This is a genomic window from Clostridium sp., assembly GCF_051278035.1.
Lineage (GTDB): Bacteria > Bacillota > Clostridia > Clostridiales > Clostridiaceae > Clostridium_AD.
In genome coordinates, this window is the sequence record NZ_JBNMNU010000129.1 from 1 (window position 1) to 12510 (window position 12510).

Sequence of the window (12510 nt, forward strand, 5' to 3'; positions counted from 1 at the left end):
CATATATTTTTTTGACAATATTTTAATAGCCCTTGGCATAGTAGCTGAGAAAAGTAAAGTCTGTCTATCTTCACTTAAGTTACTTATAATACTTTCGATATCTTCTATAAAGCCCATGTTTAACATTTCGTCAGCTTCATCTAAAACAAGAAACTTAGCATTAGCAAGTTTTAAAGTGCCTTTTCTAATATGGTCAAGGAGTCTTCCAGGAGTTCCAACAACAATATCTACTCCTCTTTTTAAAGCAGAAATTTGTCTGTCAATAGATTGACCACCATATATTGGTAATATCTTAATTCTTTCATGTTTTGCAATACGTTGAAGTTCTTCAGAAACTTGCACAGCAAGTTCTCTTGTTGGAGACATTATTATTGCTTGAATTTTTCCGTTACCCTTTTCCATTCTGCTTAAAATGGGTGCACCAAATGCTAATGTTTTACCAGTTCCTGTTTGTGCCTGACCTATAATATCAAAACCGTCTAATACAACCGGAATAGCTTTTTGTTGGATGTCAGATGGGTGTTCGAATTTCAAATCTTGTATAGCGTGTAGTACGGATTCATTTAATCCTAGTTCATCAAAGTTCATTTTTTTAGTTTCATTTTTAGTCATTATAATTCCTCTTTCTTTTCATAAAGTATCAAATACATCTCATATTAATAAGTATATGCAAATAGCGAATATTAAACTAAAAAGCAAATCTATATTGCTTTTTAATAATTATTTCAAAAAATTCCTTAAAATTGGGTTCTTTTCAATAACATAAATAAGAGGTAATCCAATTCCATAACAGCAGACTAATTGTCCCCATCCAACTTGTAAAATACAAATAAAAAGGGGCATGTCTTTAACGTATAAAAGCTTTAACAGTATGCCAATAATAACGGCATTAACTACTACAGCCGGTAATGGAGCAAGTATTCTTTTAAACTTAAGTTTGCTTTTACCAATATAGTAAGTTGAGATTGCGGCTATAAACGTTGCAAGGGAACCGAAGATCATATCCATAATACCTACTGGACTCATGACATTAGAAACTATACAACCTATTACTAGCCCTGGAATTGAAAAGGATGCAAAGTAAGGTAAGATAGTAAGTCCTTCAGCAATACGATATTGAATAACTCCAAAGCTGAAAAACGATAAGCTTAGAGTTAAAGCTGCATAAATAGCAGCCACCATTCCTGCAAAAACTATTTTTCTTGTTTTTACAGACGTAGTTCCTTCATTTATTTTAATATTCATTTTGTGCCTCCGTAGTTTTGTTTTCAGACAGGATGGTTACGAACTGTCTATGAGTATTCGACCGAACTTTAATTCTACTATATATTTTAGCATTAGTCAAATAAATTTATATTATTACATCTCTAGCTTACTAAAGCAACGATTTTTATAAAAAAGGGTAGCGGCACTATAATGTTCTTTGAATTATTTTACATTATATAGGGGCTTGTACCAAAGAAGACGCAAATATAAATTAAAGGAATATTCCATAATAAAATAGTATAAAAGGATAAAAAGTATGATATAGTTTATTGTATATATTTTTTACTGTTAGAATTATTTGAAAAGTTATAATGACACAGTTTTAGGTTAAAGGAGAATATGATGATTAAAGAAAATTTTAATACTAGACAAACAGAATTAAGTAATGGAATTAAACTTATTACTATTAAAAAAGATAGTCAAATTGCAGCAGTACATGTTGGAATTAATATAGGGTCCCTTTCTGAAGAAAAAAAAGAAAAGGGAATAGCACACTTTATTGAGCACATGCTTTTTAAAGGAACTAAAATTAGAAGTAATGAAAAGCTAAACAGCGATTTAGAAAACTTAGGTGGAGAATATAATGCGTATACGGATTTTAACTGTACAGTATATAGTGCTACGATTTTAGGTGAAGAATTAAAGAATGCAGTAATGCTTCTTGGGGATATGATTTTAAACTCAACTTTTCCAAGTGATGAAATTGAAAAGGAAAGAGGAGTTATATTAGCTGAAATTAGAACAAGCAAGGATGATATTGAAGATTTAAGCTTCAAGAAAGTTAATGAAATTGCATTTAAATATAGTCCGCTTAGGGAAGATACTATCGGTAATGAAAATATTATAAAAAAGATTACAAGTGAACAACTTGTTAATTTTTATAAGAAATATTATTTACCTAATAATTCTTTTATATCAATTGTATCCCCATATGAACATGAGGACATAATAACTATGGTGGAGGAGCATTTTGGTAGCTGGTCTAAGAGGGAATTTCAAAAGAAAAAAATAGTGTACGAACATCAGCAATTCGTAAAGGAAATTTCATATAAAAAAGAGATAGAGCAAAGCACTATACTTTACTTATATACCTTCAACGGATTATCCAATGATGAAGAATTAGCACTTAGAATACTAAACCATAAATTTGGAGAAAGTTCTAATTCTATATTATTTAGAGAACTTAGAGAACAACGAGGGTTGTCTTATGATGTTTACACTAATTTGGATACTTCAAATAATGTTAAATCATTATATATTTATACAGCGGTGTCGGAAGAAAATGTAGATGAAGCAATTAGCGTAATTGACAATGCCATTTTAGATATTGGAAGTGAAAAAATAATTTTTGATGACAATACGATATCACTTATGAAAAAGATATTAAAAACAGCTATAGCATCAACTTTGGAAGATTCTACGGATCTTGGTAATTATGTAATTCATCAGGCTATGGATAATGAAGACATATATCAGTTTGTTTTGGATATGGAGAATATGGACAATATTAAAAGTGAAGATTTATATAATATTGCTAGAAAAGTATTACAAAAGCCAACAATTCATGTATTCTTACCAGAAAAGAGAGGTTAGAATTGAGTAACATTATAACAAAAATTGAAATGCAAAAGAAAAATAAGGATAGAGTCAACGTATATATGGATGGTGATTTTGCCTTCGCTTGTGATGCTGGTCTTGTATATAGATATAGAATCACAAAGGGAGAACCCATTGACAAAGAGAACATAGAAAGTATAGTTAATGAAGATAATTATATAAAGGCAAAAAATGCTTCGCTCCATTTTTTAGAAAGTAGCTTTAAGTCAGCTAAACAAGTTGTTGATAAACTAAAGTTAAAAGAATTTGATGTTAAAACAATAGGTAGAGTAATGCAGTTTTTAAAGGAGTATGAATTTATAGATGATAAAAGGTTTGTAGAACTTTTTATAAAAGAGAAAGTAAGGTCCAGTGGTAAAAACAAAATTAAGTTTACATTAATTAAAAAAGGTCTTCCAGAAGAGTTAATTGAGGAAGGACTTGATGCAATAACAAGTGAGCAGCAGAGCCTAATAGCTTTGAAATTGGGCGAGAAAAAATTTGCTATATTATATAAGAACGAAAAGGATACAAGAAAACTTTATAAAAAAATAGCGGATTATTTAGTTCGGAATGGATTTGATTTTGAAATAGTAAATGAAGTTTTGAATAAAGTCATTAAAACAGGCAACGTGAATGAGTCACAGGATTTAGAAGTGATATCTGAGGATACTTATGAAGAAAGTTACCGTAAATCATATGAACTGGCTAGCAAAAGATACCGCATATTAATCAAGTCGGAGTCCGAAAAAATAAAGTTATATAAAAAGCTCGGAGACTATCTTTTAAGAAGAGGATTCAAGTGGGATGTAATTAAAAAAGTATTAAGAGATTTGATTAATGATGGTTACGAAGAGTAGTGTATTACAAATACACGATTACACTTTGAAAAATGAAAGCAGGTGATAGAATTGTTTAAGGAGCCACTAACTTTAATTTTATTGTTGCTATTTATGTACCCGATAATTCAAGGGTTTATATTCAAATTTTCATCTCAGGATTTAAAAGAATCGATTCAGGGGATTTTTGGTAGCGTTTCTTTTTTAGCTTCATTATGTTTAGGCATTTATTATACCAAAAAAATTTTTATTGAACATAATGAGGGCATGTATGAAAAAATATATAATGCTATACCACCGCGAGCTGTGGAGTTTATTAGTAGTAAACCATTAATTATCTATGTGTTATTTATGCCAGTATTTGTACTAATATTATATAGCATAATAAGTTCTGTAATTCATCTTATCAGTCGTATTACATTTTATCCACTATTTGATACTATAGAGAATAAACTAAAATATAAAAGTATCTTTATTAAAAGACTGATGGGCGCAATATTTCAAGTTCCTAAAGCAATATGCTATGTAATAGTTATTACTTTTATATTGAATTTTTTATCTCTTATTAAGATAACTGATACATATAATAAATATTTGGAAGAATCACGATTATATAATTATATATCCAAACAAGTAGTTATTCCACTTACTAATTCAAAACTTGCAAAAAAACTGCCTAATATTGTTAATGATTCATTTAAAATTGTCGTAAAACAAGCCGATGGATCAGAGAATAATCTACCCGGTAATACGCAAAAGAGTTCAAAGGTTATAACTTATTACAATGGAGTTACCCTTGAGCAAGGGATTAAGTCTAATGAAGAAATTGATAAGTTTGGGGTGGATCTTACCCTCGGTAAAACTGGAACGAGAGAAAAGGCAAAACTTATATATAAATGGGTTGGTAGTGAAATAGTTTATGATGATGAAAAAGCAACTAGAGTATTAAATAACGATTTAAGAGTTAAATCCGGGGCCATTCCAACTTTTTACTCAAGAAATGGAATATGTTTTGATTATGCTTGCCTTTTTGCAGCAATGAGTAAGGCTAATAATATAAAGGTGAGGATTATAACTGGTCAGGGATTCAATGGAAGTAATTGGGTTAGTCATGCATGGAATCAAGTGTACATTGAGGATGAAAACATATGGGTTAATGTAGATCCTACATTTTTAATTGGTGGGGACTATTTTGATAGTAAAAGATTTGATATCGATCATAAAGAGGACACTATAGCTGGTGAATGGTAGAAAATACATTTTATAATAATAAATTAATATAGAATAGCCTCCTAATGTATTAGGGGGCTATTCTATAGCTTTTCAATAATAAATTAATTGCTTTTTCGCAATCATCATCATCATTATTTAATGACCAAGCAGTATTAAAGTAATATAATGCTTTTGGCTTGTTAAGACACATGGCATAGCAATAAGCTAAGTTAAAAAAAAATTTACTTTCCCTGCGTAAAGAGATAGCGTGATGAAATATTGGGATTGCTTTTTCAAATTCTTTTAAGTGAATAAAACATACAGCACTATTATAAAGTGCACCAGCCTCGTTATCTTTCATTTCGGCAGCTTTTTTATATAGTGTGATCGCTTTGGTGTAATCCTTAGTGTTGTATATATCGTTAGCCTTTTGAAAATAATCCATAAGTATCCTCCTTATAAATCTCTAAAGAGTTATATAAATGTTTTTAGATAAATATATTTACATTTTATAACTATTATTACATTTAAATACTGCCCAAGGTATTTAATAATATTCACTTTAACAAATATTATTTAGTTTTGTTTACAAATTTTCTTTCTACAAACGAAACCATTTCATACATTAGGTAAGCTAAGATAGAAAGTATTACTATACTCATCATTACCATATCTAGTTGGGAAATTTGACCGCCAAAGATTATAAGGAATCCTAGACCGTTTTTAGCCACTAAGAATTCACCCATTATAACCCCTACCCATGAGAGTCCTACGTTAATTTTAAGTGCTGAAATGAGGGTGGGAATGGAGGCAGGAATAATTAAATTAATCAATATTTGGAGTTTAGTAGCTCCGAAAGTTTTTAAAAGTTTGATTTTATCTTCATCTACCTCTCTAAAACCATTCAATATGCTTATTATAGTTACAACAACGGATATTAAAAGAGCAATTACTATTATTGCTTTTATTCCGTTACCTACCCAAAATATAATAATAGGTGCAAGAGCTACCTTAGGTAGTGCATTCAATACTATTAGGTATGGGTCCATTACTTTTGAAACGAAATCGGACCACCATAGTAGTATTGCAATTATGGCACCTAAGATTGTTCCAAGTAAAAAACCTATTATAGTTTCAAAACAGGTTATGGAAATAGCAGTTAGGAGTGTACCTTCAGCATATATTTGCAAAAATGATTTATACATTTTCGTAGGAGTGCTTGTAAGGAAAGAATCAATTATATTAAGCCGTCCAGCTATTTCCCAAAGACCGAAAAAAACAATTAGTATAAGAATTCTTGTAAAAACAATATAGTACTTACGCATTTTTATGCTTTTGAGATAGTTTTTGTGTTCATCGCTTTGTATCAGCATTAGTATTCAGCTCCTTCCAAATTTCATTGAAATAAACCCCAAAATTTGGAGCTTCTCTACGTTTTAGTGGGCAAGAAAATTTTTCTTCAAAACTAAGAGCGATGTCCTTAATAATTACAGCAGGGCGGCTTGATAGTACAATAATTTCATCTGACATAGAAATTGCTTCTGCAATATCACACAAATGACAACTAAAAAAGACTACCCGAAAGTAGCCTATTCTAGTGGTTCTATTAATAATTTTTCACCATTCCATACTATTTCTTTTATCACGCCATTTAATAATTTCTTTTTTTCTTCAAATCCTAAATGATCAATATCAGTAGATAATGTCTTTAAGTTTTGTAAATATAATTCATAATTCATTTTATTAATTAAATTATTCTCTTTCTTTTGATCAAGCTCATTCAATCGTGCTTTTAGGGGATTGATGTCTTCATCTAAGATTTCTATTTGAGTTATTATATATTTATTAGCTGAACTATTCTCATTTTCCATGAGGCTTGTAGTCAGTTTATTAATGTGTATTTCTTTTTTTGCAATTTCTTTTATAATGGTATCTTTTTCTTTTAATATACTTTTTATATCTAATTTATCTCTTTTTTCGTATTTTGATTTTGAATCCACTTCATTCAAATAAATCTTTTTAAGATTTTCAAAGACAAACTTTTCGGAATCCCTTCCATGAAGATTAGGCATAGTACATTGTTGCCCTTTACTGTCATTTTTAAGTCTGCATTTATAATAATAATGTTTTAGTTCGCCATCAGCATATTTGCCAGTAATCCGCATCCTAGAACCACAATTGCCACACCTTAAAAGCGTAGACAATAATGCAACTCTTCCAGTGCCGGTACGAGGACTTTTATCAAAGTTTTTTAGTAGAATATTTTGAGCTTGTACCCATACTTTACTAGATATAAAACCTTTATGATGTCCTAATGCAATAATCCATTTATCCATTTCCCTTGCTTTCTTAATCTTACCATCATTCTTATTATAACTTATAACAGCCCTGGAGCCATCAAATTCATTTCTAGGGTTAACTACTACCATATTATTATTAAAGCAGTAATCATATAGTAATTCGTCACCTATACAGTATACTGGATTAGATAGGAGCTTTCTAATTGTGCTCATATCGTATTTGTTCCCATACTTAGTTTTAGTAAATGAATTTAAAAGAAAGGATTCTACTCTATTAAGACTTTCAAATTCTAGATATTTCTCATAGATCAACTTTACTATTATTTGCTCTTCCTCTACTGATTCTAAAATATATAAACTTTTTTCTTTACCACTTGCAGCAGAAGTTACTTTTTTACTCTTAAACCCCGTTGGAGTTTTACCACCTAACCAACGACCAGTTTTCGCAAGTTCCATCATATTATCTCTTACACGTTCGGCTATAGTTTCACGCTCCAGTTGTGCAAATACTGATGCGATATATATCATAGCTTTTCCCATAGGACTGGATGTGTCAAATTGCTCTCGTATACTAACAAATGTAATATTATTTTTCTCCAACAGTTCTAGCACATTTGAAAAATCGGCTACATTTCTACTAATTCTATCAAGCCTATAACAGACTAATGCATCAATATTTTTCTTTTTAATGTCATTTAATAATATTTTATACTTTGGCCTATCTATATTCCCACCGCTAAAGCCTTCGTCCTCATAAAACACTAGTTCATAATTCGTAAAATGATTGTTTACGTATTCTTTACATAGTTGGATTTGATTATCTATAGATTCGCCTTTACCAGTAAATTTAGATTTTCTTGAGTAAATCGCTATTTTCAATTTCTCACATCCTTTTACTAATTTACTATTTATAATTTAGAACATTTGTAATACTCCTAGTGGATCAAAGTATATTATGTAATGGTCTATTTCATAATATAATCCATACTTTTCTTTATAATGCGCAATTGCCGCTTCTAAAAATTCTTCAGTTACATTCAGGTGCTCTGCCATATCAAGCCTATTTTTTGCACCATTTTTATATGAGTTAATAATATCAAGTACACCGACTAGTTTTTCATAGCCCCAATTGCGGGCAATTTTTTCTTGTTTGATATTTCTAACATCCTTAATATTTAGTATATCTCCAAAAGATGTGTGGTGATGACCTAATTCTTCAGCAAGCACACAATTCTTTTCTTTATTCGTTTTCAATTTGGAATTGATAGCTATAGTATTTTCACTATACAACCCTTTTAAATTTCCGTTGAAACTCATTTCTATAACGTCTACCCCGTTTTCTTGTGCTTCATTTACTAATTCTTCGTACATCAAATCCCCCCAAATCATTAGTAAAAATATTATTTATTCTTTTTTGAAAGAACATATTTTATGAAGTTCTCTATATCATCCTTATCATCTTCTGTAAATTCATCACCATCAAAATGGGCTGCTATAGTTTCAAGTTGGTTTATAGCTTCTTTTTTATTAGATTTAGAATCATCGAAGTCGTCTAATTTACACCCCAATACTCTAGCAAGAGCTTTTAAAGTTTCAAGTTTAGGATCTTTTGTTGTGCCATTTAAAATTTTATTTAAAGTGCCAAGAGGAACTCCAGATTTATTAGATAGTTGCTCAGATGTTAGCCCCTTCGTCTTTTTTAATTCACTAATTTTTTCTAGTCCCATTAATATCACCCCTCTTTAATATAGGTAATATTTTACCGTTTGTCAATATGTATTTTACCGTTAACGGAAGAAAAAAATACAAATAGGGTTGACATTAACCGTTAATGGGTATAATATGAAAATAAGATAACCGTTGACGGATGAGGAGGTGGCGATTAAATGTTTAGAAACCTTTTAGCTGAGATGAGTAGACAAAGAATAACTAGGCAAGACATAGCTTCATGCTTAGGGGTGAGTGAAAAAACTGCAAGAAACTACATCAATGGAGTAACTAAAATATCTTGGCTGGATACTTTGAAGATTAGGAATACTTTTTTTATAAATCTTGATCTTGAATATTTGTTCAAAACTAATGTAACAAAAATACTTAATTAAAGAAAAGAGATGATAAAAGTGGATGAAAAAAGACATCGAAAATAACTGGCAAAAGTCAGGTTTATTTTATAAATATATTTATGAATAATCAAGCTACTAAAGAGGTTGCATGCACTATTAGTCAGAAGTCAACATAATATAAAGTAAGTAATTAATTAGGGGGACATTATGAAAAAGAGAAAAAAAATAGAAGTAGTGGTTTTACATCCGGAGAGGTTGAGTAAAAATTTTACCAAGATGATTATAGAAATTTATGAAAACAGAATAGCTAAAGGTATCCCAATGCCATGGGAGGAATCTAGTGTTAAAAATGACTGCATTAAGAAGAACACTGTAGAGAACGCGCAAATATAAGGAGGAAAAACATGGTTGGCACAGTCGTTGAATACTCGGGGAAAAGGTCGCAGCAATAAACCTCTATAAATTTCCCACTGATGTAATAATTGGGGTCCAAATAGTATTCACAGAAGGGTCGAGTATATGCAAGATCCTTTAAAGGGCTTAACAGCCTTTTATAAAAGCTTTATTGCTACAAAAATATAAACACTTCTTAAAATATAATATTCAATTCACATCTAAATTATTACAACTAAATTACATCGCAATGGTGTAAAAGTCCCCAACAACGGGAAATAAATTTAAGGAGGAAAGTAAAAATTATGGATTATAACAAAATCGCAAATAAGTATATAAAATCAGAAATCAAAGATTATCAATTTGAAAACGCCTTAGAGGTTAAAAAGGTATTAGGCTATGATTTTAGGACGATAAGAGGATTTAAAGCACTATCCGATGGGGATAAAGTAAAAGCTGAACGACTAATTTGTAGGTTTTTAAACGGTCATGGACTTGAAGCAAGAGAGGGAATAAGGCCTACGAGAATAAAAAGAGAATCTGGAAAATTCACTCTTCATTATGGTGAAAGATATAGTTTTTTGTACGATGGTGGCTCAGTAGGGTAATAAATTTAAAAAGGAGGACAAGCATGAATAAATTAAACAAAAAAGAAATTGATCGAGAAGTACAAGTTCAAGAGCAACAAAATAATGAGAATTGTCCTAACTGTGGGAAAGGCAATAGAAATAATGCGAATTTTTGCCGACACTGTGGAAAGAAAATAAAAGAAAACTGTACTAATTGTTGGGTTAAGAAAGATCAATCATATAACTGTGGTTCTGCAAAGTGTCCAGGTCTTAGGTTACCTATGAAATAATTAATAATCAAACAAGATTTTAAGGAGGACAAGCAATTGAGTAATTTACAGGTATTTAAGAATGAGCAGTTAATTCCAGTAAGTGAAAATGAAACTGGCGAGGTAATAGTAAGTGGCAGACAACTACATGAGTTTTTACAGATAGGAACTGAATATAGAAAATGGTTTTCTAGAATGGTGGAGTATGGATTTTCTGAAAATCAAGATTATATAAGGGTGTCCCAAAAATGTCCTACCCTTGGAGGAGAACAAGAAAGTGTGGATCATGTAATTAAACTAGATATGGCAAAAGAAATTGCTATGATTCAAAGAAATGGAAAAGGTAAACAAGCTAGACAATATTTCATCCAAGTAGAAAAAGCATGGAATAGTCCTGAAATGATTATGAAAAGAGCCTTAGAATTTGCAAGCAAAAAAATTGAATATTTGAAACTTGAAAATACTGTAAAGGATAAGCAGTTAACATTGCAACAACCTAAGGTAATATTTGCAGAAGCGGTAACAGCTTCACACACTTCAATTTTAGTAGGCGACTTAGCAAAGATACTAAAACAAAATGGCATTGATGTTGGAGCAAATAGACTCTTTGAAAGGCTAAGAAAAGAAGGCTACTTAATAAGAAGAAAAGGAACGGATTATAATATGCCAACTCAAAGGTCGATGCAACTAGATCTGTTTCATGTTAAAGAAACATCAATTGTTCATAGTGATGGACATGTAAGTATATCTAGGACTTCCAAGGTAACTGGCAAAGGTCAAGTATACTTTGTAAATAAATTTAAGGAGCTGAATTAGTAATAATTAAAAGAGTTGAATTAAAAGGTCAAACAAATATTTTTGAGGAGGTAAGAGAATGTCAAAGAAAATCATAGAGCAAATGGTTGGACAATCTATTTCAGATGCAGAGTTTGCAATAATAATGGAAATAGCAACAGATGATATTAAATTTAATAGAATTAACTTTAAGAAATATACAAGCCTAGGGTATGTTTTAGATATCGCAATTAAAGCTACAGAAGTACTAAAAAAATGTGCATAGAGAGGGTGGAATAGTGGAAGAAAAACTGCAAAAGATAGTTAAATTATACTTTGATGGGTACTCAGTCTCAGAAGCTATAAGAAAGGTGTCACTTTACAATAAAACAAAAGAAGAACCCTTTACAGAGGGTCCAAATGAAATAATCCAATAACATTATAACATAAAGCGGGTGAAACTACATGAGTGATAATAAAAAATATTACTGGCTTAAATTAAAAGATGGTTTTTTTAAAGATAAGGAAATGAAAAAACTTAGAAAAATAGCAGGTGGAGATACCTATACAATTATCTATTTAAAATTACAATTATTGAGTTTAAAGGATGAAGGTAAGTTAGTATTTACAAATTTAGAAGATAGTTTTTCTGAGGAAATGGCCCTTGAATTGGATGAAGAATCGGAAAATGTAAAAGTAACTATTCTATATTTGCAAAAATGCGGATTACTTGAAGAAGTTGCAGAAAATGAATATATTTTGTTGCAAACCATAAATAGTATAGGGAACGAAACACAAGGAGCAGAAAGGGTTAGGAAGTTTAGAGACAAGGGCAAAGCGTTACTTTGTAACACAACTGTACAGAACTGTAACACAGAGATAAGAGATAAGAGAGAAGAGATAGAGATAGAGATAGATATAGATAAAAAGAAAACAACAACAAAAAAAGGATTTGATTTAGTAATAGCTGATTATACAGATAATGTAGATTTAAGAAATACGATAATAGAATTTATTAAAATGAGAAAAGCAAATAAATCAACACCTACAGATTTTGCATTAAAAAAGTTATTAATTAAATTAAATACGTTAGCTAATGATGATAATAAAAAGATAAGTATTCTCGAACAGAGCATAATGAATGGGTGGAAAGGGATATTTGCAATTAAAGAGGAGAAATATAAAGGCAATCCAACTATTTATGGCAAAAACAAAAATCAATTTGTTGA

At 30.4% G+C, this 12510-nt stretch carries 19 protein-coding genes; 11 read left to right on the top strand and 8 right to left on the bottom strand.

Annotated elements, in window-relative coordinates; all coding sequences use genetic code 11:
• On the bottom strand, nt 1-612 hold a 612-nt coding region (locus ACJAX4_RS16915; protein ID WP_435790625.1), incomplete at its 3' end, for a DEAD/DEAH box helicase.
• Between the two features lie 108 nt (nt 613-720).
• Nucleotides 721-1245, bottom strand: coding sequence for a QueT transporter family protein (locus tag ACJAX4_RS16920; protein ID WP_435790626.1), 525 nt, complete (start codon nt 1243-1245; stop codon nt 721-723).
• A 363-nt stretch (nt 1246-1608) separates the two neighbouring features.
• Here ACJAX4_RS16920 and ACJAX4_RS16925 point away from each other — a divergent pair, with 363 nt between their 5' ends.
• Genes ACJAX4_RS16925 through ACJAX4_RS16935 form a run of 3 tightly spaced genes read left to right on the top strand, consistent with a single transcriptional unit; the run spans nt 1609 to nt 4952 of the window.
• Complete coding sequence (locus ACJAX4_RS16925) at nt 1609-2859, top strand: M16 family metallopeptidase (protein WP_435790627.1); 1251 nt, start codon at nt 1609-1611, stop codon at nt 2857-2859.
• Nucleotides 2860-2861: 2 nt separating this feature from the next.
• Nucleotides 2862-3722: a recombination regulator RecX gene (gene recX, locus ACJAX4_RS16930; protein ID WP_435790628.1), complete on the top strand. Its 861-nt coding sequence runs from the start codon at nt 2862-2864 to the stop codon at nt 3720-3722.
• Nucleotides 3723-3773: 51 nt separating this feature from the next.
• The gene (locus ACJAX4_RS16935; RefSeq protein ID WP_435790629.1) at nt 3774-4952 is read left to right on the top strand and encodes a transglutaminase-like domain-containing protein; all 1179 of its coding nucleotides are present in this window, start codon (nt 3774-3776) and stop codon (nt 4950-4952) included.
• Nucleotides 4953-5001: 49 nt separating this feature from the next.
• Here the strand turns inward: ACJAX4_RS16935 and ACJAX4_RS16940 are convergent, their stop codons facing one another.
• The 6 genes from ACJAX4_RS16940 to ACJAX4_RS16965 form a co-directional block, all read right to left on the bottom strand.
• Nucleotides 5002-5358, bottom strand: a complete 357-nt coding sequence (locus tag ACJAX4_RS16940; protein WP_435790630.1) for a tetratricopeptide repeat protein — start codon at nt 5356-5358, stop codon at nt 5002-5004.
• A gap of 127 nt (nt 5359-5485) precedes the next feature.
• Complete coding sequence (locus ACJAX4_RS16945; protein WP_435790631.1) at nt 5486-6286, bottom strand: ABC transporter permease; 801 nt, start codon at nt 6284-6286, stop codon at nt 5486-5488.
• The gene (locus tag ACJAX4_RS16950) at nt 6267-6443 is read right to left on the bottom strand and encodes a hypothetical protein (RefSeq protein WP_435790632.1); all 177 of its coding nucleotides are present in this window, start codon (nt 6441-6443) and stop codon (nt 6267-6269) included. Before ACJAX4_RS16950 ends, ACJAX4_RS16945 begins: the two co-directional genes overlap by 20 nt.
• Before the next feature lie 59 nt (nt 6444-6502).
• Nucleotides 6503-8092: a recombinase family protein gene (locus ACJAX4_RS16955; protein ID WP_435790633.1), complete on the bottom strand. Its 1590-nt coding sequence runs from the start codon at nt 8090-8092 to the stop codon at nt 6503-6505.
• Nucleotides 8093-8128: 36 nt separating this feature from the next.
• The gene (locus ACJAX4_RS16960; RefSeq protein WP_435790634.1) at nt 8129-8584 is read right to left on the bottom strand and encodes an ImmA/IrrE family metallo-endopeptidase; all 456 of its coding nucleotides are present in this window, start codon (nt 8582-8584) and stop codon (nt 8129-8131) included.
• 29 nt (nt 8585-8613) lie between these two features.
• Nucleotides 8614-8940, bottom strand: a complete 327-nt coding sequence (locus tag ACJAX4_RS16965) for a helix-turn-helix domain-containing protein (RefSeq protein WP_435790635.1) — start codon at nt 8938-8940, stop codon at nt 8614-8616.
• A 159-nt stretch (nt 8941-9099) separates the two neighbouring features.
• Between ACJAX4_RS16965 and ACJAX4_RS16970 the strand changes: the two genes are divergently transcribed.
• The 8 genes from ACJAX4_RS16970 to ACJAX4_RS17005 all read left to right on the top strand — a co-directional run.
• Nucleotides 9100-9315: a hypothetical protein gene (locus ACJAX4_RS16970; RefSeq protein WP_435790636.1), complete on the top strand. Its 216-nt coding sequence runs from the start codon at nt 9100-9102 to the stop codon at nt 9313-9315.
• A gap of 168 nt (nt 9316-9483) precedes the next feature.
• Complete coding sequence (locus ACJAX4_RS16975; RefSeq protein ID WP_435790637.1) at nt 9484-9669, top strand: hypothetical protein; 186 nt, start codon at nt 9484-9486, stop codon at nt 9667-9669.
• 305 nt (nt 9670-9974) lie between these two features.
• On the top strand, nt 9975-10277 hold the full coding sequence (locus tag ACJAX4_RS16980) for a hypothetical protein (protein ID WP_435790638.1): 303 nt from the start codon (nt 9975-9977) through the stop codon (nt 10275-10277).
• Nucleotides 10278-10300: 23 nt separating this feature from the next.
• Nucleotides 10301-10528 carry a zinc-ribbon domain-containing protein gene (locus tag ACJAX4_RS16985; RefSeq protein WP_435790639.1) on the top strand — a complete coding sequence of 76 codons (228 nt, stop codon included), beginning with the start codon at nt 10301-10303 and terminating at the stop codon, nt 10526-10528.
• Between the two features lie 36 nt (nt 10529-10564).
• Nucleotides 10565-11323 (top strand): phage antirepressor KilAC domain-containing protein, encoded by a 759-nt coding sequence (locus ACJAX4_RS16990; protein ID WP_435790640.1) that lies wholly within the window; start codon nt 10565-10567, stop codon nt 11321-11323.
• Nucleotides 11324-11381: 58 nt separating this feature from the next.
• The gene (locus ACJAX4_RS16995; protein ID WP_435790641.1) at nt 11382-11567 is read left to right on the top strand and encodes a hypothetical protein; all 186 of its coding nucleotides are present in this window, start codon (nt 11382-11384) and stop codon (nt 11565-11567) included.
• A gap of 13 nt (nt 11568-11580) precedes the next feature.
• Nucleotides 11581-11718 carry a hypothetical protein gene (locus tag ACJAX4_RS17000; RefSeq protein WP_435790642.1) on the top strand — a complete coding sequence of 46 codons (138 nt, stop codon included), beginning with the start codon at nt 11581-11583 and terminating at the stop codon, nt 11716-11718.
• 28 nt (nt 11719-11746) lie between these two features.
• Nucleotides 11747-12510: phage replisome organizer N-terminal domain-containing protein (locus ACJAX4_RS17005; protein WP_435790643.1), on the top strand; the 764-nt coding region annotated here is incomplete at its 3' end.

What these genes read in the sequence shown, in the direction of transcription:
- ACJAX4_RS16920 (WP_435790626.1), bottom strand. Translation starts at nt 1,245, where the DNA reads ATGAATATTAAAATAAATGAAGGAACTACGTCTGTAAAAACAAGAAAA.
- ACJAX4_RS16925 (WP_435790627.1), top strand. Translation starts at nt 1,609, where the DNA reads ATGATTAAAGAAAATTTTAATACTAGACAAACAGAATTAAGTAATGGA.
- ACJAX4_RS16940 (WP_435790630.1), bottom strand. Translation starts at nt 5,358, where the DNA reads ATGGATTATTTTCAAAAGGCTAACGATATATACAACACTAAGGATTAC.
- ACJAX4_RS16945 (WP_435790631.1), bottom strand. Translation starts at nt 6,286, where the DNA reads ATGCTGATACAAAGCGATGAACACAAAAACTATCTCAAAAGCATAAAA.
- ACJAX4_RS16950 (WP_435790632.1), bottom strand. Translation starts at nt 6,443, where the DNA reads ATGTCAGATGAAATTATTGTACTATCAAGCCGCCCTGCTGTAATTATT.
- ACJAX4_RS16960 (WP_435790634.1), bottom strand. Translation starts at nt 8,584, where the DNA reads ATGTACGAAGAATTAGTAAATGAAGCACAAGAAAACGGGGTAGACGTT.
- ACJAX4_RS16965 (WP_435790635.1), bottom strand. Translation starts at nt 8,940, where the DNA reads ATGGGACTAGAAAAAATTAGTGAATTAAAAAAGACGAAGGGGCTAACA.
- ACJAX4_RS16970 (WP_435790636.1), top strand. Translation starts at nt 9,100, where the DNA reads ATGTTTAGAAACCTTTTAGCTGAGATGAGTAGACAAAGAATAACTAGG.
- ACJAX4_RS16975 (WP_435790637.1), top strand. Translation starts at nt 9,484, where the DNA reads ATGAAAAAGAGAAAAAAAATAGAAGTAGTGGTTTTACATCCGGAGAGG.
- ACJAX4_RS16980 (WP_435790638.1), top strand. Translation starts at nt 9,975, where the DNA reads ATGGATTATAACAAAATCGCAAATAAGTATATAAAATCAGAAATCAAA.
- ACJAX4_RS16985 (WP_435790639.1), top strand. Translation starts at nt 10,301, where the DNA reads ATGAATAAATTAAACAAAAAAGAAATTGATCGAGAAGTACAAGTTCAA.
- ACJAX4_RS16995 (WP_435790641.1), top strand. Translation starts at nt 11,382, where the DNA reads ATGTCAAAGAAAATCATAGAGCAAATGGTTGGACAATCTATTTCAGAT.